General features: G+C 34.0%; 19 protein-coding genes and 1 pseudogene. 14 read left to right on the forward strand and 6 right to left on the reverse strand.

The genetic code is table 11. From position 1 onward, the window contains the following. Position 1: 1 nt before the first annotated feature. Entirely contained in the window at positions 2-1,906 is a 1,905-nt protein-coding gene (locus AC2DZ0_RS12130; RefSeq protein ID WP_484642048.1) for a right-handed parallel beta-helix repeat-containing protein, read from the reverse strand. 205 nt (positions 1,907-2,111) lie between these two features. Between AC2DZ0_RS12130 and AC2DZ0_RS12135 the strand changes: the two genes are divergently transcribed. The 5 genes from AC2DZ0_RS12135 (at position 2,112) to bioB (ending at position 7,698) form a co-directional block, all read left to right on the forward strand. Next, positions 2,112-2,960 (forward strand): T9SS type A sorting domain-containing protein, encoded by an 849-nt coding sequence (locus tag AC2DZ0_RS12135; RefSeq protein ID WP_484642050.1) that lies wholly within the window; start codon positions 2,112-2,114, stop codon positions 2,958-2,960. A gap of 207 nt (positions 2,961-3,167) precedes the next feature. Further along, positions 3,168-4,271, forward strand: coding sequence for a glycoside hydrolase family 88/105 protein (locus AC2DZ0_RS12140; RefSeq protein WP_484642051.1), 1,104 nt, complete (start codon positions 3,168-3,170; stop codon positions 4,269-4,271). Positions 4,272-4,340: 69 nt separating this feature from the next. After that, a complete protein-coding gene (locus AC2DZ0_RS12145) occupies positions 4,341-5,315 on the forward strand; it encodes a CorA family divalent cation transporter (protein WP_484642053.1) in 975 nt (324 codons plus the stop codon). A 30-nt stretch (positions 5,316-5,345) separates the two neighbouring features. After that, entirely contained in the window at positions 5,346-6,509 is a 1,164-nt protein-coding gene (locus AC2DZ0_RS12150) for a beta-ketoacyl synthase N-terminal-like domain-containing protein (RefSeq protein ID WP_484642054.1), read from the forward strand. Between the two features lie 82 nt (positions 6,510-6,591). Continuing rightward, the gene (gene bioB / locus AC2DZ0_RS12155; protein WP_484490323.1) at positions 6,592-7,698 is read left to right on the forward strand and encodes a biotin synthase BioB; all 1,107 of its coding nucleotides are present in this window, start codon (positions 6,592-6,594) and stop codon (positions 7,696-7,698) included. A 118-nt stretch (positions 7,699-7,816) separates the two neighbouring features. Here bioB and rseP read toward each other — a convergent pair whose 3' ends face one another. After that, positions 7,817-9,163, reverse strand: a complete 1,347-nt coding sequence (rseP, locus tag AC2DZ0_RS12160) for an RIP metalloprotease RseP (RefSeq protein WP_484490324.1) — start codon at positions 9,161-9,163, stop codon at positions 7,817-7,819. 171 nt (positions 9,164-9,334) lie between these two features. On the opposite strand from rseP, the gene AC2DZ0_RS12165 reads away from it, so the two are divergent. The 4 genes from AC2DZ0_RS12165 (at position 9,335) to AC2DZ0_RS12180 (ending at position 13,249) form a co-directional block, all read left to right on the forward strand. Then, complete coding sequence (locus tag AC2DZ0_RS12165) at positions 9,335-10,003, forward strand: SCO family protein (protein WP_484642055.1); 669 nt, start codon at positions 9,335-9,337, stop codon at positions 10,001-10,003. A 112-nt stretch (positions 10,004-10,115) separates the two neighbouring features. Next, on the forward strand, positions 10,116-10,358 hold the full coding sequence (locus AC2DZ0_RS12170; RefSeq protein ID WP_484642057.1) for a FeoA family protein: 243 nt from the start codon (positions 10,116-10,118) through the stop codon (positions 10,356-10,358). Further along, positions 10,348-12,450 carry a ferrous iron transport protein B gene (gene feoB / locus AC2DZ0_RS12175; protein ID WP_484642058.1) on the forward strand — a complete coding sequence of 701 codons (2,103 nt, stop codon included), beginning with the start codon at positions 10,348-10,350 and terminating at the stop codon, positions 12,448-12,450. Before AC2DZ0_RS12170 ends, feoB begins: the two co-directional genes overlap by 11 nt. A gap of 244 nt (positions 12,451-12,694) precedes the next feature. Then, a complete protein-coding gene (locus AC2DZ0_RS12180; RefSeq protein ID WP_484490328.1) occupies positions 12,695-13,249 on the forward strand; it encodes an HNH endonuclease in 555 nt (184 codons plus the stop codon). Positions 13,250-13,259: 10 nt separating this feature from the next. On the opposite strand, the gene AC2DZ0_RS12185 is transcribed toward AC2DZ0_RS12180, so the two are convergent. Further along, positions 13,260-13,613, reverse strand: coding sequence for a winged helix-turn-helix transcriptional regulator (locus tag AC2DZ0_RS12185; protein WP_484642060.1), 354 nt, complete (start codon positions 13,611-13,613; stop codon positions 13,260-13,262). Positions 13,614-13,813: 200 nt separating this feature from the next. Between AC2DZ0_RS12185 and AC2DZ0_RS12190 the strand changes: the two are divergent. The 4 genes and pseudogenes from AC2DZ0_RS12190 to AC2DZ0_RS12205 all read left to right on the forward strand — a co-directional run bounded on the left by AC2DZ0_RS12190 (position 13,814) and on the right by AC2DZ0_RS12205 (position 17,683). After that, positions 13,814-14,484 (forward strand): annotated as a pseudogene (locus AC2DZ0_RS12190) (SDR family NAD(P)-dependent oxidoreductase). An 83-nt stretch (positions 14,485-14,567) separates the two neighbouring features. Next, positions 14,568-15,899 carry a cytochrome ubiquinol oxidase subunit I gene (locus tag AC2DZ0_RS12195; protein ID WP_484642061.1) on the forward strand — a complete coding sequence of 444 codons (1,332 nt, stop codon included), beginning with the start codon at positions 14,568-14,570 and terminating at the stop codon, positions 15,897-15,899. Between the two features lie 3 nt (positions 15,900-15,902). Then, positions 15,903-16,979, forward strand: coding sequence for a cytochrome d ubiquinol oxidase subunit II (gene cydB, locus AC2DZ0_RS12200; protein ID WP_484642062.1), 1,077 nt, complete (start codon positions 15,903-15,905; stop codon positions 16,977-16,979). A 2-nt stretch (positions 16,980-16,981) separates the two neighbouring features. Next, complete coding sequence (locus AC2DZ0_RS12205; protein WP_484642064.1) at positions 16,982-17,683, forward strand: DNA alkylation repair protein; 702 nt, start codon at positions 16,982-16,984, stop codon at positions 17,681-17,683. Here the strand turns inward: AC2DZ0_RS12205 and arfB are convergent. The 3 genes from arfB to AC2DZ0_RS12220 are packed head-to-tail and all read right to left on the reverse strand — an operon-like array spanning position 17,680 to position 19,439. Further along, positions 17,680-18,081 carry an alternative ribosome rescue aminoacyl-tRNA hydrolase ArfB gene (arfB, locus tag AC2DZ0_RS12210; protein WP_484642065.1) on the reverse strand — a complete coding sequence of 134 codons (402 nt, stop codon included), beginning with the start codon at positions 18,079-18,081 and terminating at the stop codon, positions 17,680-17,682. The two genes, AC2DZ0_RS12205 and arfB, sit on opposite strands and share 4 nt — an antisense overlap. Before the next feature lies 1 nt (position 18,082). Further along, positions 18,083-18,811 carry a phosphoglycerol geranylgeranyltransferase gene (locus AC2DZ0_RS12215; protein ID WP_484642067.1) on the reverse strand — a complete coding sequence of 243 codons (729 nt, stop codon included), beginning with the start codon at positions 18,809-18,811 and terminating at the stop codon, positions 18,083-18,085. Between the two features lie 4 nt (positions 18,812-18,815). Beyond that, positions 18,816-19,439 (reverse strand): 4'-phosphopantetheinyl transferase family protein, encoded by a 624-nt coding sequence (locus tag AC2DZ0_RS12220; protein WP_484642068.1) that lies wholly within the window; start codon positions 19,437-19,439, stop codon positions 18,816-18,818. Positions 19,440-19,495: 56 nt separating this feature from the next. Here AC2DZ0_RS12220 and ahcY point away from each other — a divergent pair, with 56 nt between their 5' ends. Continuing rightward, the gene (gene ahcY, locus AC2DZ0_RS12225) at positions 19,496-20,812 is read left to right on the forward strand and encodes an adenosylhomocysteinase (protein ID WP_484642069.1); all 1,317 of its coding nucleotides are present in this window, start codon (positions 19,496-19,498) and stop codon (positions 20,810-20,812) included. Positions 20,813-20,929 lie beyond the last annotated feature (117 nt).

Here is a 20,929-nt window from a genome sequence, read left to right on the forward strand (position 1 = left end):
ATTATTCAAAGCTCATTTGTGTGTCGTTTTCTTTTGCATCTATAATTTTCTTCTGAGGAATATTTCCTTGGTAGTTATTGTTTTTAAAGACAATGTTTTTAGATGATTTAACTCTAATAACTGGGTTTTCGGGATGTAATTGAGTAAACGTGTTTGAGTTTGTTATGGTGTTGTTTTGAAAGAGTAGGCCGTCTGTATTTGCTATTTCTAAAATTAGATTGTCAAAATGGTTGAATTTGTTGCCTGTAATTTCAATGTTTTTGAAAGCGATATTTTCGTTGTCATTATCGGTAACAAAGCGAATTACTCCGCGGTTAAATCCGCTGTGTTGACAATCTTGAAACGTATTATTTCGGATAATTACGTTAGCAGCATTTCCTGATTCATACCAATAACCGCTTTCTACTGGGATAAGCAAGGCTTCCATTTCGGTACTAAAATAATTATTTTCTATTGTCGTTTTTACAGGATTAGAGATGAGTAAACCGCGAGCTCTGTTGTTGCTAATATTGCAGTTTTGGATTAGTAGTTCTGGGTAACCATCTAAATTTTCTACAAGATCACCGACCTTCAGGTTTGTAGGTATTTTTGATTCTAGAGTTATAATTTGATAGCGACTATTAACGTATTTAATATCCTTGATTTTATTTTTTTTATTTGGGAAAAAAGAATCCTCAAGTCGTACAAATCCAATCTTTTCATTTGGTTTTCCTATGACAAACCCCTTTTGTTGATGATGCATCATTCTAACTCCGATTTGATAGTCTCCAAGGATGTCAACTATCTTTTGGTAAGTACCATGCACGTTTAAAGCATCATCGAGTTGGTTCTGGAAAGTACAGTTTTTAAGAGTCACTTTACCACTACAACCAACGAAATGAGTGGCATCTGCAGTAGTAGATACCATTCGTCCTTTTGAAGGAGTGATGTTAAAATTGTCTAGGGTTAAATTTGAAGAGTTTTCAGCAATGATACCCATTCCACCTGCATGGTGTATGTTTACATTTGATGCGCTAAAATTTGTACAATGTGCAACTCTAAAGGCTGGTGAAACTCTGTTGACACCTTGTTCCCCCTTCATAGTTAGAATTGTACCAACTGGAGGGAGACCTTTTTTGTGATTGTAGACTCTTACAAGTCCTGGTTTTAATTGTACTACTTTTAATTTATACTCATGTCCAATGTCTTTGTACTCGGGCGCTCTTTTGTCATGATCGTATTTATATTGAATGTTATTTAGCTTAAAATGATGTTTTGTTTTTCCAATTGAGGTAATATCGGTATAAGTTTCTGTGTTAAAAGCGATAGCATTTCTTAATGTATCATATAATATAGATTGACCGAGAGTATGTTCATAGTAGGGCTTTATAAAGTAAATTTGTTCATTCCGTATTTCGTATGGGAAATCTTTCGAAATTTTCATATCAAAAGTTCTGTCTTTTTTATTAGTTGCAACAATTTTCGCTTCACTATGAAAGCTATCGTTCCAGTCTATAGTTAGGTTTTTTACTTCGATATTACTGCTCTTGTTTATTAGAAAGGGAATCATTACTCCGTGAAAAATAAAAGTAGACCCTTGTCCATCTATGGTTAGTCCTTTAAAACCATCTACAGGAAAAGCAGTGTTCACCATTAAATCACAATGGTTGGAGATGTATAGAAAATTTTCAATTCCCTTGTTCGGATAAAAATGATATTCTCCTTTTTCAAATATTATTTTTGAATCCGGTTGGTCCTTTAAATCTAGTATTTTTTGAGAAACTGAAAGCGTAGCATCTTCTGATATTTCAGTGGTAAAAGTGATTGTTTTTGACTTTGGTTTTGATTGGCAGCATGTTAGCTGGAAAAGAGAATAGGGGATAATTACAATAGCCAAAAGGTTTCGAAGTAGAATTTTACGAATCATAAAGATGTTTTTTTAAAACATGTAAAAATGAGGAGTTTGTGTTTTTTAATTGTACGAAAATGTACATGTTTTGTATCAAGCGGTTAATTCGTATCTGGATTTTTTCTGGGCTTTGGGTTTTTATGGATTCGTACAAAAGATTTATAGTTTCAAACATTAGTGGTGAGCTCTAAATTTAAATTTGCCACTTAACTTATAATTAAATATGATGAAATTACAATTACTTTTTTTAACGGTTCTTGTGAGTGTAAAAAGCTTCTCACAAGTTGATGGATTTAATAATGATGCTTTTGGGTTTGAGTTGACGAATGTTGCATGGACGAGTAATGGAAACCATAACGGTGCTACTTCCCCAGGAAATATTGTAGATGCTTGGACTCAAGATGATGGTTTTGAACAGTCAAGTGACCAAAAAAATTCTGGTACGTATAGCTTGTTAGCTGATTTTTCAGAAACAATTCCAGCCACAAGTCCTAAATTACAAACATGGAGGTCTAATACAGGAGGAGAAGGTAAGTATGAATTTCAGTCAGTGGCGAATTATACTTTAAAAGCTTATGTATATATAGATGCTGAATTGACAGATGGTGCAATGAGAATTGCAGTTCAGCAAAATGGTGGACAATATAATTCACTGGCGATTGATTTGTCTTCAATAACACCAAATACATGGACTCCGTTTAGTGTTGCATTTGATCAAAATGATCCAAAAGCTGGATATTGGAGTGATGTGAATTTTACAGCGCTGCCAACGAGTAAAGCCAAAATTTATGTTGATGACATTTCAGTGGTACTTACTTCTGCGCTTTCCACTGAGAATACGTTGCTAGATAATGTAAAAATATTTCAGGATAGAGTTTCACAAAGCTTGCAGGTTGTTGGGTTGCAAAATGCAGATATTCAAATTTATAATTGTTTAGGTGAAGTTGTTAAGATATTTAATTCTAAATCAGATAATTCACAAATTGATATAGCGGATATGTCTAACGGAGTGTATTTCGTAAGAATGAGTTTGGATGGAATAACTAAAACTCAAAAAATTATTATTCAATAATTTGAATTCACTTTCGCTTTAAAAGAGTTACACAGATGTGTAGCTCTTTTTTTATTTGACTAGACAGGTGTTTTTATGTTTACTCAGGATGGTGCCTTTTTTAAGTGGGTTTTATACGGTTAAAAGAACAGTTAAATGTATGTTGTTTTCGGTATGTATTTCTATTTGAGGTACATTTGGTAAATCAACTAACAAATGAACCATTGTATGAAAAACCTATATTCAATAAGTTTCTTTATTTTTTTTATTATTTCTTCTATGTCGAGTCAGGAGATTAATTCTTATTCTGTAAAATCCGATATGCAAAAAGTCGCCAATTGGCAAATGGAACATTTTAAGGATATCTATAGTGATAGAAAAAAGGCACATCATATTGCAGATTGGACAAATGGAGCATTGTATGTAGGGATGTATAAATGGGCTGAGTTATCTGGTGACTCTATTTATTTTGACTGGTTAATGGGAGTTGCTGAAGAGCAGGAATGGAAGTTGCATCATCGAAAATATCATGCAGATGATCACACAATTGGACAGCTTTATTGCAATCTTTATAAAAAGTACGAAGATAAAAAGATGATCGAGCCAACTATAAAGCAATTTGAGTTTATTAGATACCATCCATCACAAAGTAAATTAAATTGGAGCACTCCGTTTCATCAAGATAGATGGAATTGGTGTGATGCTTTGTTTATGTCGCCTCCTGTTTGGGCGCAGTTGTATAAAATAACAGGTGAGCAAAAATATTTAGATTTTATGATGTCTGAATATAAGGCTACTACAGAGTTCTTGTTTGATAAGAAAGAAGGTTTGTATTACAGAGATGAAAGGTTTAAGACTAAGGAAGATCATGGTACTAAAGTGTTTTGGGCTCGTGGAAATGGTTGGGTTTTTGCTGGTCTTGTAAATATTTTGAATGAATTGGATACCTCTCAAAAAGAGTACAAGTATTTTCTGAAAATCTATAAGAAAATGGCAAAAAGTTTAGCTCAGATTCAAACAAAAGATGGTCATTGGGCTATGAGTTTGTTGGGGCAAGAATTTTATCCAACCCCAGAAACCAGTGGAACAGCCTTTTTTACATATGGCCTTGCGTGGGGAATTAATAATAGAATTTTAGATGCAGAACAATATACACCTATCGTTAAAAATGCTTGGTTTTCTTTGGTTAGTCACATCACAGAAGATGGGATGCTGGGATATGTACAGCCAATCGGAGCAGCCCCGGGTCAGGCTTGGCCAGATAAAACAGAGGTGTATGGTACGGGTGCTTTTTTGAGTGCAGGTTCTGAGGTTTATAAGTTGTTTCGTTAATATCGATTAGAAAACAAGGATTTTTCAATTCGAAGCGTTATTTTTAATAATATTTTTGAATTTAGAAAAATGAATCAAGATTTTAATAGTCGAAGTACCCTTATAAATTATGATGCCAATTCGTATGTGAAAACTCAAGTATTGGATGTAGATGCCATAAAATTGCCTGCAGAAAATGACAAGATACAGTGGTTGAACACTTATGGTTTTGATTTTAAACAAGATTTTATAAGGGTCGTAAAAAACAATAACTTAGATGATTTTCTTACTAAACTTTTAACAGAAGATATTCATCCGAATAAAGTCATTGAGTTAGATGATTTATCCTTGATTACCATTAGAGTCTTAAAAACGGATGAAGATTCATTTGACGCAGAGCAAATGGTGTTCATTGCAGCTCATAAATATATTTGGTCTATTCAAGAGAAACCTGGAGACCACTTTGGGTGGATTCGGCAACGTTTAGAATCGAATAAAGGAATGGCTCGTAAAAAAAATGCAGATTATCTTTTGTATTTGATTTTGGAGTCTATTGTGGATAATTACCATGATGCTTATGAAGATAGATCGGAATTAAAAGATATTAATTTTTCTAATGTAAAACCAACCCCGGAATTTACAGTAAGTGTAGAGCGAAGAAAGCAGGTTTTATTTAAGTTTAAAAAGGCAACAATTAGCTTACGAGATATTATAATTAAACTAGAGAAGTCTACATTAGAAGAGTATGAAACTAAATATTTTAGTGAGTTAAAAGAGCAGACAAATAATTTAATAGGCGAGATTGATTTTGAAATACAAGAACTAGAAAGTAAAATAAATTTAATTTTTAGCATTCAAGGACATCGTCTTAATGAGGTTATGAAAACACTGACTATTTTTTCAGTAGTTTTTATTCCATTGACATTTATTGCTGGGATATATGGAATGAATTTTGAAAATATGCCAGAGCTTAAAAGTGAGAATGGATATTTTATTTTGTTAGGTGTAATGTTGGTTGTGTCTCTTATAAGTGTGGTCTTTTTTAAAAGAAAAAAATGGTTTTAATATGTATATTTGCGGCCTAATTAAGTATACATGAACGATAAAATTTCTATTACCGGATTGGCATCGGTTTCTAGTTTAGGAACGAATCCTGAAGAAATTTGGGCTAACTACTTAAAAAACACCTCCTTTTTAAGTGTCAAAGATTTTCAAAAATTTCAATCCTATGTTGGTGAACTACCTCGTTCTTTGGAAAAGGAAATAGAGGAATTAAGAAATTCTGATGCTAAGTACAAAGGTTTAGATAAAACAGTTTTATTTGCAATCTATACTTCAAGAAAGGCATTGTCACAGGTGGCATGGGGTGAAGATTTTGGTGTAAATATAGGATCTTCTAGAGGGGCTACCGAATTGTTTGAAAATTATTACGATAGTTTTATTGAGAATGAATTTGGTAAAACAGCTACGCTAACTTCCCCAACTACAACTTTAGGGAATATTGCTTCATGGGTTGCCCAAGATTTACAAACATCGGGTCCTGATATAAGTCATTCAATTACTTGTTCCACCGCTTTGCATTCGGTTTTGAATGGAATTGCTTGGATTCGATCAGGAATGTCAAAAAATTTTTTAGTAGGTGGTAGCGAAGCAGCAAATACAGCATTTACAATCGCACAAATGCGAGCTTTAAAAATTTATGCTCCAATAATTGGAGAGGAACAGTATCCTTGTAAAGCCTTAGATTTTAATAAATCCATGAATACAATGGTTGTTGGAGAGGGAGCTGTTGCAATGTGTTTGGAAAAAGGCGTTTCTGAAAAAACCTTGGCTGTAATAGAGGGAATAGGATATGCCACAGAAGAGTTAAAACATAATATTTCCATCTCAGCAAATGCGGACTGCTTTCAAAAATCTATGAAAATGGCATTGACTGAAGCTGGTTTAACAACAGTAGATGCAGTTGTGATGCATGCACCAGGAACTCTCAAAGGGGATAGTTCTGAATACAATGCTATAAAAAAGGTTTTTGGAAAAGAGATGCCTTCTCTAACAACAAACAAATGGAAAATAGGACATACGCTTGGTACATCTGGTGTTTTAAGTATGGAGTTGGCTATTTTGATGTTGAAAAATCAAAAATTTATAGCAGTGCCTTTTAGTGAGATGTCAAAAGCACCAAAGAAGCTAGAAACCATACTTGTAAATTCTGTAGGCTTTGGTGGAAATGCGGTGAGTATTTTGTTAAGTTCTAAATAATACTTTTCCTGCTTATTATGATTCAAGTCATAATAAAGACAATTTTATTACGTACTTTTGAACCTTTAAATTAAGAAAAATTATGAGTGAAGTAAGACATAATTGGACGAAAGAAGAAATTCTTGACATATATAATAAACCATTAATGGAGTTGTTGTACGAGGCAGCTCAGGTACATAGATTACATCATGATCCTAATGCGGTACAGGTGTCAACTTTGTTATCGATTAAAACAGGAGGCTGCTCAGAAGATTGTGGGTATTGTCCGCAAGCAGCAAGGTATCATACGGATATTGATGGAAATGAATTAATGCCAGTACAGCAGGTAAAAGCACAGGCTTTGAGAGCAAAAGCGGGTGGTTCATCAAGAGTTTGTATGGGAGCGTCTTGGAGAAATGTTAAAGACGGACCTGAATTTGATGAGGTGTTAGAAATGGTGCGTACCATTAATAAATTAGATATGGAAGTTTGCTGTACTTTAGGTATGGTTACGGAAAATCAGGCAAAGCGTTTAGCTGAAGCTGGTTTGTATGCATACAACCATAACTTAGATTCTTCAGAAGAGTATTATAAAGAGGTGATCTCAACAAGAGGTTATCAAGATAGGTTAGATACTATTGATAATGTTCGTAAAACAAATGTTACTGTTTGTTCAGGTGGTATTATTGGAATGGGTGAAACAATTGAAGATAGAGCAGGAATGTTAGTTGCTTTGTCAACTTTAAATCCTCAACCAGAATCTACTCCAATTAATGCATTGGTGGCAGTTGAAGGAACTCCGTTAGAGGAGCAAAAACCAGTTGAGATTTGGGAGATGATTCGTATGGTAGCGACTACTAGAATTGTGATGCCTGAGACACAAGTGAGATTGTCTGCTGGTAGAACTCAAATGAGTCAAGAAGGACAAGCAATGTGCTTTTTTGCTGGTGCTAATTCAATTTTTGCTGGTGATAAATTATTGACAACTCCAAACCCGGATGTTGATGAAGATATGAAGTTGTTTGCGAAATTAGGCTTAAATCCTATGAAGCCTTTTACTAAAAAGGTTCAACCAAAATCAGTAGAAGCAGAAGATTCTCAATTACAAGCCAAAGGAGAAAATCCTAAATGGACACGTCCTGAACATAAAATTGAAAGAAACGAAGAAGCTAAAGCTAAAGCAAAGGTTATTAGAGCTGAATTGAAATAAGAATTCTTTTAAAGAATATAAAAGCCCAACAAATTATTTTGTTGGGCTTTTTTTATGGAGTGATCGCAAAAAAATCCTTCTTATTTTGGATAAAAAGAATTTTTTTGTTTGATGTTTTTTAATGAAATAGCTTAATTACATCATTAGCGTTTGCAAATAATAACAAGGCCATTAATACTACAAATCCTGTTATTTGAGCGTATTCTAAAAATTTATCAGAAGGTTTTCTACCTGTAATCATCTCATACAGTGTAAATACTACATGTCCTCCATCCAATGCAGGAATCGGTAATAGATTCATAAAACCTAACATAATTGATAAAAAAGCGGTAATGCCCCAAAATGATTGCCAGCTCCAAGTAGATGGGAAAATACTTCCGATAGAAATAAATCCACCTAAACCTTTATATGCACCAGTTTCTGGGTTGAAAACTTTTTTAAGTTGCTTGATATAGTCAGTTAAAGTTTTAACTCCTTTTGCTGTTCCTGCAGGAATTGCTTCCGCCAAACTGTATTCTTTTGTCTCTAGAGAGTAATATCCTAACCTTTCCATGTCCGCTTCTGGAAGACTTCCAAGGCTAACTCCAATTTTTCCGTTTTCATCTAAGTCTACAGATAATGTAATGTCTTCTTTTTTTCTTTTAACATCTAGTGTTACTGTTTGATTTTTGAATGCAGTTAAGAGATCGCTAGCTTCATCAAAATATTTGATTGGAGTTCCATTTATTGCTAAGATTAAATCTTTAGGAAGTAACCCACTCGCAGAATTTTTTGATTCTGGTCCAAATCCTCCTATGACAAAAGGTATTCTTGGAGAAATAAACGGTCTAACACCTTTACCTTTTTCAATTAATTTTGAAATAAAATCTACAGGGACTTGTTTTTCAATAGTTTCTCCATCTCGTTCAATAACGAAAGAAGTTCCATTGATAAATTCACCTGGTAAACTAGAGAATGCTTTTATTTTATTTCCGTCAACGGTTTTTATTTTATCTCCTGTTTTTAAACCTAGCTCAATCCCTAAAGAGTCGGTAACCCAAATACCATCTTTTACATTGTCATTAGGCAAATAACTTTCTCCCCAAGTAAATAATATTAAGATGTAAATGGCAAACCCAAGAATAAAGTTTACAATCACTCCACCCAACATGATAATCAAACGTTGCCAAGCCGGTTTAGATCTAAATTCCCAAGGTTGTGGAGGTAGTGCCATTTGTTCCGTGTCCATGCTTTCATCAATCATTCCTGAGATTTTCACGTATCCTCCTAAAGGAATCCATCCGATTCCGTAAACTGTATCACCAATTTTTTTCTTAAAAATAGAGAACTTGTAATCGAAAAATAAGTAGAATTTCTCTACTCTCGTTTTGAATAATTTGGCTGGAATAAAATGTCCAAGCTCATGCAGTACAATTAATAATGATAGACTTAATAAGAATTGTGATGCTTTGATAAAAACTTCCATTATGCTTTTTTAGGTATAAAAATCGAAAGCAAATGTACAATTTTAAATAAAGGCTTTAAATTGATTTGTAGAAAGAATTGCCTTCAGTTAAGTTAAATTGTGTTAAAGAGGCTGTTTTATCAAATAAAAAATAAATTACTTCCAAGGAGAATCGTAATTTTGACAGCACGTATGGATATCAAATATTTTAAAAAATCAATTCCAACACTTTTAGTAATGTTGGTTTTTAGTATTGTAGGAGTGTATGTCTTTTACAAATTATTAACACCAGAAAAACGATTACCGATATACAGTCCTATTGATGTCAATCCACGATTGGTGGATGCTTCACTGCAGCATGTGAAAAAAAATCATAAAATTGCTGATTTCAGTTTAGTGAATCAAAATGAAGAGAATATTACTCAAGAAACCTTTTCTAATAAAATCTATGTAGCGGATTTTTTCTTTACGCGATGCGGAACTATATGTCCCATAATGACCACGAATATGGTTGAGATTCAAAATGCCTTTTTAAACGATCCTGAGGTTTTGTTGTTGTCACATTCTGTAACGCCTGTGATGGATAGTGTTGCTGTTTTAAAGGAATACGCAACATACAAGGGGGTGGTTGATTCAAAATGGCATTTAGTGACAGGTGAAAAAAAGCAAATTTATAATTTGGCAAGAAAAAGTTATTTTGCGGTTCTAGATGAAGGTGATGGTGGTGCCCAGGATTTTATACATACAGAACAATTTATTTTAGTTGATAAAAAAAAGAGAATTCGAGGGTATTATGATGGGACTGATGCGAAAGAGATCCAAAGAATTATTGATGATATTGAAATTCTAAAAAGAGAATAAAGCCTTCATTCGTATCACAATAAAAACAACAGAAAACTTATTTTAGAACGATTCTAATTTAATATCTTTGCACACTACTTAAAACAGTGTTGTTTTATAAAATAGCAAAGAATTGATACATACCGTTGCAAACTTACAAAGAGGAGAAAAAGGCATTATTGAAGAGTTGTCTTTTGATGAAATACCGTTAGCGTTAATGGAGATGGGGTGTATTCCTGGAAAGGAAGTAACCCTAATTCAGTTTTCTCCCTTGATGGATCCTCTATACATTCATGTGAACGGAAGTCATTTTGCAATAAGAAGAGAGACAGCAGAACGTATAATTCTTGTAAAACGTTTGTGTGATGAGCTCTAAAAAATTAAATGTAGCCTTAGTAGGGAATCCAAATACAGGAAAAACTTCTTTATTCAATCAGTTAACTGGTTTGACGCAAAAAGTAGGTAACTATCCTGGGATAACAGTAGATAAAAAACAAGGTACTTGTAATTTGTTAGATGGTAGTTCAGCAATTATTACGGATCTACCAGGTACTTATAGTATCAATCCAACTTCCTTAGATGAAAGTATAGTTTTGGAAACTTTGTTGAATAATGAAAGCAAAGAATATCCGGATTTGGTAATTGTAGTTGCTGAAGTTGAGAACTTGAAAAGGAATTTATTGTTGTTTACCCAGGTAAAAGACCTAAAGATTCCTACCATTTTAGTGATCAACATGGTGGATCAAATGGAGCGTAAGGGAATTTCTTTGGATGTAGCCGAATTAGAGTCCGTATTAAAAACTAAAATTGTACTCACAAGTGCAAGAAAGAAAGAAGGGATTGATACCATAAAACAAGCGATTTCTAATTATCAAGAGTTTGATGTTAATCCGCTTTTTTCAATTTCAGAGAAAATAGATCAAGAGTATTTTAAAGAAGTGAAATCAAGTTTGCGAGGTTTTTCTTTGTATAAATCCTGGCTGTTAATCACACAAAAAAATCATGTTTCTTTTATTTCTGAAGCATCTAAACATATCATTGATAAGTTTAAAGTAGATGGTGAGAAATTAAAAAAATATCAACATAAAGAAACCATTTATAGATACCAATATATAAATGAGATTTTAAAAAAGACCTATAGTGTCGATAGAACCAAGGGGACGGACTTGCGTAGTAAATTAGATAAGGTGCTTACTCATAAAATATTTGGGTATGTAATTTTTACGAGTATCTTATTGTTAATGTTTCAATCAGTGTTTGATTGGGCTTCAGTTCCAATGGATTATATTGATGTTTTCTTTTCTGATCTGAGTGGTTGGTCAAAAGAACATTTGCCTGAAGGTGTTTTGTATGATTTGATTTCAGAAGGTATTATTCCAGGTATTGGAGGTATTGTAATATTTATTCCTCAAATTGCTATTTTATTTCTATTTGTAGCGGTGTTAGAAGAGACTGGGTATATGAGTCGTGTAGTGTTTCTAATGGATAAAATTATGCGTCGCTTTGGAATGAGTGGGAAAAGTGTAATTCCTTTGATTTCTGGAACTGCTTGTGCAATTCCAGCGATTATGGCGACCAGAAATATTGGGGGGTGGAAAGATAGGTTGATTACTATTTTGGTAACTCCATTTACAACATGTTCTGCGCGTTTGCCGGTGTATGCCATTATTATTGCTTTGATTATACCAGAAGGCAGGATTCTTGGGATATTTAGTATTCAAGGTTTAGTGTTGATGGCTTTGTATGCTTTAGGGTTTGTCTCTGCAATAGTGTCTGCTTATATTTTAAATAAAGTATTGAAAGTTGACAGTAAAAACTTTTTTATTGTTGAAATGCCGAACTACAAATTACCTTCTTTGAAAAACATCTTTTTTGATGTGTTGGAGAAAACAAAAGCATTTGTTTTAGGAGCAGGAAAAATAATATTAGCAATTTCGATAGTTTTATGGTTTTTGGCGTCTAATGGGACAGATGATTTTAAAAACGCTGAAAAAATAGTAACAGAAAAATCGGTTGGGAAAACTATAAGTCAAGAAGATCTTGAAAGTGAAATAGCCTCATTTAAGTTAGAAAACTCTTATATAGGTGTGATGGGGAAAATAATTGAACCAGCAATTTCTCCTTTAGGATATGATTGGAAAATTGGAATTGCACTTATTAGTTCTTTTGCCGCAAGAGAAGTATTTGTTGGAACTTTATCGACAATTTATAGTGTAGGTTCTGATGATGAAGGTACCATTAAACAACGTATGGCTGCAGAAGTAAATCCAGAGACTGGTGAGAAAAGATTTAATTTTCCTGCTGGGATGTCTCTTTTAGTATTTTATGCTTTTGCTATGCAATGTATGGGTACCTTGGCAATTGTTAAAAGAGAAACAAAGTCATGGAAGTGGCCAGTTTTTCAATTAGTAGGAATGGGACTTTTGGCTTATGTTTCGGCCTTAATAACCTTTGCTATTTTAAAATAATTCAATGATGCAAGAGGTATTAGTGTATATTTTTTTAGGATTGGCCATGGTTTTTCTTTTAAAAAAGTTTATTTTTAAAAGAAAGAATGATGGAGATTGTGATTCTAATTGCGGATGTCATTAAAATTTATATCTTGCCATTCGAAAAAATACTTGAAAAATCCTTTCTGAACCCCGAGAAAGCGATCTATTTATATTGCTATTGATTAAGATGTGTTTTATAACCACTAAAAAAAAACAGATCATGATTAGAAAAGACGTAAACGAAGAATGGAAAGATCTTCAGTTGGAAGAGGGTTTGTATACCAAAAAAAAGAATAGAATATCTAGCCTTGGGAGAGTAATCTCTATAGATGAGGATGGTAAAACTCAGCTTCTAAAAACAACACCCACAAATGGGTATCCAATGTTGAACTCATATCAGAAATCCAATGGAAAAAAATCTGGTAGGTATGTTCATAAATTGGTTGCGCAACACTTTTTAGAAAGAAAAGAAGATGAGGTTTTTGTAATTCATTTGAATTATGATAAGTTGGACAATCGTGTTGAAAATTTGAAATGGGCCACAAAAAGAGAGAAAGAATTACATCAATTTAGTGGACCTACTCATATCAATAGAAAACCAAGACTTCATTCTGCAAAACTTACAGAAGCCAGAGTGCGTTTGATAAAGAGAAAAATTAATGACCCAAATAGAAAAACCAGAATGAAAATGATAGCCAAACAATTTGGTGTATCAGAGATGCAATTGTATCGAATTAAATCCGGAGAAAATTGGGGTCACGTTACAGATTATTAGGGTTTTGACTTTAAGAATCGCATGAAATTGTTTTGATCTTATATTTTTCTAATTGTCCTTGTCCCCAGGTACCGATACTTTGAATAAATGGAATTAATAATTTACCTTCGTTGGTCAATGAATATTCAACCTTCGGAGGTACCTCCAAGTATACTTTTCTGTTGATAAATCCGTCGTTTTCTAAATCCTTTAAAGTTTGTGTAAGCATTTTGGTAGTACAGTCTGGAATGGCTCTTTTAAGAACTCCATAACGCATGATTTCTTTACTGTGGAGTTGCCATAAAATCCTTGCTTTATATTTCCCTCCTATTCTTTTAAATGCGTAATCTATGGCGCAGAAATATTTTTCTTCTTTTTTGTTCATTTTATCTTATTGATAATCAGTAATACAATCTTTTTAGTGTGTAGGGTACTTTAAAGTACATACTTGACATGTAGATACCAAAGATATAGTTTTGTTCGTATAAAATGAATCTAAAAAAATGAATTATGAATGAATTATCGGGAAAAAAAGTTGTTGTTACTGGAGCATCTAAAGGAATTGGTAAAGAGATTGCAAGGGAGATGGCTAGAAAGGGCGCCAACGTTGTAGTAAATTATTTTCAAAGTGAAAATAAAGCTGAATTATTGGTTAAAGAAATTAGAGAGAATGGTGGAATTGCAATTTCGATTAAGGGCGATGTTTCAGTTCAATCAGATATTACAAGATTATTTGATTTGTCAAATCAAGCGTTTGGAAGTGTAGATGTTCTCGTAAATAATGCAGGTGTTTATAATTTTGAGCCGTTGGATGTATTGAGTGAAACAAGTTTTAATGAACAAATGAAAATTAACGTTCTAGGACCGATAATGTCTTGTCAAGAAGTTGTTAAATATTTTGATAAAAATGGTGGGGCTATTGTTAATATTAGCTCGGTAGCGGCGGTAAAGCCAACTGTTGGAGCTGCCATTTATACTGCAACGAAAGCTGCGTTGAATGGAGTTACTTCGGTTTTAGCTAAAGAGTTAGGAGAGAAAAATATTCGGTAAATTCAATTATGCCTGGTTTGATAAATACTGAAGGAACGCAAGAATTAGGAGTTATCGGGAGTGATGCAGAAAAATATATGATTGCAAACACCCCATTGGGAAGAACAGGGGAGCCCTTGGACGTTGCCAAAGTTGCTGTGTTTTTAGCGTCGGGTAATGCAGCTTGGATTACCGGACAACATATAGCTGTATCAGGAGGTTTTTAATTTTTTTTAAAACTAAAAAGTTCCTATTTAATTGCGGGTGAAAAAAAGCTGTTTTTCGTATCTTTGAGTAAAACTTATCGGGTATGGAAGACATGCTTTTTTATGATAGAATGCAATTCGCATTTACAATTACTTTCCATTATTTATTTCCGCAATTAACCATGGGGCTTTCCCTGATTATTGTTTACTTCAAGTGGCAGTTTCTCCGGTCTAAAGATATCAGGTACAATGATTCAGCAAAATTTTGGATGAAAATTTTTGCTATTAACTTTTCCATGGGAGTGGTTACAGGGATACCAATGGAATTTCAGTTTGGAACCAATTGGGCTAAATTTTCTGAATTGACAGGTAGTGTTGTCGGTCAAACCTTAGCAATGGAAGGAATGTTTTCCTTTTTCTTAGAGTCCTCTTTTTTAGGGCTTTTTTTATTTGGAGAAAAATTACTCGGGCATAAATTGCATTTTTTAACGGGATTTTTAGTGTTTCTAGGTTCTTGGATGAGTGGTTGGTTTATTTTAGCAACCAACGCATGGATGCAGCACCCAGTAGGGTATGAGGTTCTTGAGAACGGAAAATTTGTATTGACTCATTTCTCAGAACTTTTCACCAATCCATGGTTGTTGCCAGCCTATTTGCATAATCAAGCAGCTTCACTAGTTACGGCTTCATTTGTTGTGGCAAGTATTGGAGCGTTTTATGTTTTAAGTAATAAGCATAAAACATTTGGTCCTTTGTTTTTGAAAACAGGGGTTGTGTTTGGTCTGCTTTCCTCTTTTATTGTTGCTTTTCCTACGGGGGATATGAATGCTAAAAATGTGGCAAAATACCAACCTGCCTCTTTTGCGGCAATGGAAGGTATCTTTCATACAGAAGAAGGTGGTGCTGAAATTGTTCTGATAGGGCAGCCTAATATGAAGGAAGAACGTTTGGATAATAAATTTGCAGTACCAAATGTGTTAAGCTTTTTGACATATCAAGATTGGAATGCTGAGGTGAAAGGATTGAATGAGTTTGATAAAAATGATTGGCCTACAAATGTTCCTGGCTTGTATTATTCTTATCATATAATGGTAGGATTGGGAACTTTGTTTATTGGGTTAATGGCATTAGCACTGTTTTTATCATGGAGAGGGTTGCTGGTCAAAACAAAATGGGTTCTATGGGCTTTGTTGTTTGCGGTTCCGTTTCCATATATAGCAAATATTACGGGTTGGTATACTGCTGAACTAGGAAGGCAACCATGGTTGGTATATGATTTAATGCGAACTGCTTCCGGTGCTTCTCCAACGGTTTCCTCAGGGAACACATTGTTCACGTTACTTGGTTTTGTTGGGTTGTATCTTTTGTTAGGCTTGCTGTTTTTAATTTTGATCGGAAAATTGGTGTATAAAGGACCTGAAACTGCTAAATCTTAGTTTATGGAATTATTTTGGTATAGTGTACTAATTGGAATGTTGGCTGTTTATGTGGTCTTTGATGGCTATGATTTTGGAGCTGGAATTGTTCATTTGTTTTTTGCAAAAAAGGAAGAGGATAAAAAATTAATCACCAAATCAATTGGGCCTTTTTGGGATGCCAATGAAGTTTGGTTAATAGCTGCAGGCGGTTTGTTGTTTTTTGCATTTCCGTTATTATATGCATCTGCTTTTAGCGGGTTTTATTTGCCTTTGATGATGATTCTTTGGTTGTTGATATTTAGGGCTATTGGCTTGGAGTTGAGAGGACAAATAGAGCACCCTATGTGGTATGTAATATGGGACAAAGCCTTTGGTGTTTCTAGCTTGTTGTTGGCGTTGTTTTTCGGTTTAGCATTGGGGAACGTAGTAAGAGGTGTGAATTTAGGAGGTGTAGAAAATGGGGTTTCAACTTATGAAGCATCCTATTTTTTTCTGCCTTTGTGGAACAATAGTTTGGATCCTCTTGCAGAACGCTTAGGAGTAATTGATTGGTTTACCTTGTTGTTAGGGGTGATTGCAGTAATTTCTTTAACCATCCATGGTGCCAATTGGGTAATCTTAAAAACAAATTCATCTTTGAATACTCGTTTGAAAAAAATGATTTTCCGATTGAATTTTGTTTTAGTGGTATTTTTGATACTATCAGTTTCTACCTTGGACATCGTTCAGCCAAATATTTTTGATAACTATTTGGAGTATCCTGTATTGTGGGTGTTTCCAATCCTTACGATACTTGGTGTTGTAGGTCTTTTCAGAATTGAAAAATTCAAACATGAAATTTCTGGATTCGTAAGCTCTACCTTATTTTTATTTGGTGGTTTTACAACAACAGCGGCTGCTATGTATCCAGTTTTATTGCCCTCTACAAATGACACAAATAATTCGCTTACTGTCTTCAATACGATAACCGAAGGGTACGGTTTGTCTGTAGGATTGAATTGGTTTCTTATCGGGATTATCTTAGTGGTGCTTTATTTTATTTTGCAGCATCGCGTTTTTAAGGGAAAGATGGATGCAATTGATTATGGAGATCATTAGAGATGACAAAAGAAGAAGTGTTACATAGACTTGAGGTTCTTGGGAATCCGGAAAAAGTTGCTTTCAAAGCTAAAAAATTTGGAGTTCAAAGTGCTACCAAATGTTTAGGTATTTATCAGAAGGATTTAAAATTATTAGCTAAAGAGATTGGAAAAAACACCAAACTTGGAGTTACTTTATTCGATACGGGAATTTATGAAGCTAGGATTCTATGCAGTAAAATATGCAAACCCTCGGAGGTTTCTGAGGAATTGTTAGAGTCGTGGGTTCAAGAATTTGATACTTGGGAGATTTGCGATTCCTTCTGTATGGAATTGATTAAATATCATAAGTTGGCTATTACGAAAGCTTTTGAATGGAGTAAAAGAGAAGAAGAATTTATCAAAAGGGCGGGGTTGGTGTTAATGGCAGTATATGGTTTTGCTGATAAAAATGCTGATAATAGTGTTTTTGCATCTTTTTATCCGGTGTTGTTAAGAGAAGCTAGCGATCCTAGAAATTTTGTAAAAAAAGCTGTGAATTGGGCTGTTCGGCAAATAGGAAAAAGAAATCAAGATTTAAGAAAATCTGCAATCGCACTAGCAGAAGAAATTGCCCTAATAGAAAATCCTTCAGCGCAATGGATTGCCAAAGATGCGTTGAAAGAATTAAAGGGAGAAAAGTTAAATGTATTGGATTATCCAAGGGCAATTTATAGGCCTTAATAATCGGGTTTACGTCTATTTGCTTTTTTTTGACTGTGATTTTTTTTATTGTTTAATCGTTTGGCGATAGAAGCCCTTGTTGGTTTTGATGCTTTTCTAACTTTTTCCTTTTTCAGTCCTTCTAAAAGAATCTCAAAAAATCTTTTAATTATAATACTCTTGTTTTTAAACTGACTTCTACTTTCTTCACATTGAAGTAAAAGGATTTTTTCCTTTGTGAGTCGATGTTTGATAGAAGTTTCAAGTCTACTTTTTTCTGAATCTGAAAGAGCGTTGGAGGCATTTAGGTCAAAAATTAGTTCAACTTTGGTAGCAACTTTATTAACATTCTGTCCTCCTGGGCCACTACTACGTATGCCTTTTAGTTTTATTTCCGAAAGTATGAGTTTGCTGTTCATTTTAAGAAAATAAAGAGTTTAAAATATCTTGATTTTCTTCAAAAGCAGTTCCAATAACTACCATATCAGCTCCGTTCTTAAAAGCTTTTTGAATAGACTCTTTTGTGCGTAATCCGCCACCCACAATTATAGGAAGCTTAGAGTTTTCTGAAACCGATTGAATAATTTCTTCGCTAACAGGAGTTTTTGCTCCACTTCCAGCTTCTAAATAAATTAGTTGTTTACCTAGATATTCTGCTGCTAAGGAAGTATCTGTGATGAGTTGAACAGCTGTTTGACAAATAGGTTCTGTTTTGCTAACTTTTTGTGTACTCGTTTGGGTATTACCATCAATCAAAATATATCCTGTTGGTATGATTTCAATAACGTTTTTCTTGAAGAATGGGACCGACCTAATCTGTTGTTCAATCAGATATTCAGGGTTTCTTCCAGAGAGCAATGATAAAAATAGAACTGCGTCTGCTTTGTTCGTAAGTTGCTTGTGATCTCCAGGAAAAAGCACGATTGGAATGTTGGTGGATTCCTTTATTTGTTGCACAAATAGATCTGTAAGGTTCGGTGCTACCATGCTTCCTCCAACAAAAATATAGTCAACTTTGGCGATATCTATATTTTGAATTGTGTTATCAAGAGTTTTAAAATCTAGCTTATCTGGATCCAATAAAACAGTAATTAGTTTTTTCTTGTTTTGTTTTGCTGTAAGGATGTCATTGATGATTGGACTTTCCATGGGATTAATTTAAAGGAGTTGCAAAAACCAAAGTGAATCCATCAATAAAATCAAACTTGATAGTATACTGCTTGTTCCAAGGTTCTTTTTTGATCCAGCCTGTTGTCTTTCCGTCTTTTATATCAAAAGCATCGATAGGTAAATGTTCTTTAAAAAGTAAACCACCTTTAGGATGGATTTTAAATAGACTTTCTTTGGCTCCCCACAGTACTGTCAATTGTTCAATGATGTTCTTTTCTGTTAGGAAACTAGTTTCAGTTCCTACAAACTTATGTGAAATACGTTTGATTTTATCTCTGTTTTTTTCAATATCAATTCCAACAGACTGATTGCTGATTATGATGGTTGCATAAATAAAAGAATGACTTATGGAGATATGTTGACCGTTTTTTAAATTGGGTTTCCCATTTTCAGAATAAAAAAGATCATCATCAGAAAAACCCGCTGTTTTTAGAAGATGTCGCACGCTTAGGAAGCCTTTTTGATGCATTTCTGATCTCATGTTATTTATGCGATCGATACTTTCTTCCGCTAAAAAAATAGTTTGCAGTTCTTGTAAGGTCTCGGTAATTTTCCAGACTAAAACCGTGGTATTTTCGTCAACTGTAATTGTTTTTACTAAAGGCATTTATATTGTCAGAGGTATTTCGTAATTTTGCATCCTAATTCACAAATATAAGAACTATGAGTTCAGAAACGTCAACATACACAAAATTTAAGGTAAAAGACATTAGTCTAGCAGACTGGGGTCGTAAAGAGATTCATTTAGCGGAAGCAGAGATGCCTGGTTTGATGAGTTTAAGAGAAGAATATAAAGGTCAAAAACCTTTGGCGGGTGCTCGTATCGCTGGATGTTTGCATATGACTATTCAAACAGCTGTGTTAATTGAAACATTAGTTGATTTAGGGGCTGAGGTAACTTGGAGTTCTTGTAATATCTTTTCTACACAAGATCAAGCTGCTGCTGCAATCGCTGCTGCAGGAATTTCTGTATATGCATGGAAAGGATTGTCAGAAGAAGAGTTTGATTGGTGTATCGAACAAACATTGTTCTTTGGTGAAGATAAAAAACCTTTGAATTTAATTTTAGATGATGGTGGGGATTTAACAAACATGGTTTTAGATCGTTATCCTGAGTTAGTTCCTGGAATCAAAGGATTATCAGAAGAAACTACAACAGGAGTTCATAGATTATATGATAGAGTAAAGGCTGGAACATTGCCTATGCCTGCTATTAATGTTAATGACTCGGTAACTAAGTCTAAATTTGATAATAAATATGGTTGTAAAGAATCTGCAGTGGATGCAATTCGTAGAGCAACTGATGTAATGATGGCAGGAAAAGTTGCTGTTGTTGCAGGATATGGAGATGTAGGTAAAGGTACTGCAGCTTCGTTAGCAGGAGCAGGAGCAAGAGTTATCGTAACTGAAATTGATCCAATATGTGCTTTACAAGCAGCAATGGACGGGTTTGAAGTGCGTAAAATGGATAATGCTATTTCTCGTGCAGATATTGTAATTACTACTACAGGTAATAAAGATATTATTGTTGGTCGTCATTTTGAGGCATTAAAAGACAAGGCAATCGTTTGTAATATTGGACATTTTGATAATGAAATTGATATGGCGTGGTTAAACGGTAATCATGGAGCTTCAAAAGTAGAAATCAAACCTCAGGTAGATCAATATACTATTGATGGTAAAGAGTTCTTAGTCTTGGCGGAAGGTCGTTTAGTGAATTTAGGTTGTGCAACAGGACATCCTAGTTTTGTAATGAGTAATTCATTTACAAATCAAACATTAGCTCAGTTAGAGTTGTGGTTGAATGGTGAAAGCTATAAGAATGATGTTTATATGTTGCCAAAGCATTTAGATGAAAAAGTGGCGCGTTTGCATTTATCTAAAATTGGTGTTGAATTGGATGAGTTAAGCCAAGAGCAAGCTGATTATATTGATGTAAAAGTTGAAGGGCCTTTCAAGCCTGAATATTATAGGTATTAATAGATTAGATTTCTTAGATTAAGAAGTTTCTTCTAAAAAGTTTTAAACGCTCTGGGGTATATCCTCAGAGCGTTTTTTTATTTTATTTTTGTTTATTGTGTTATGGATTTTATTTTT

Source organism: Flavicella sp. IMCC45668, from assembly GCF_057219105.1.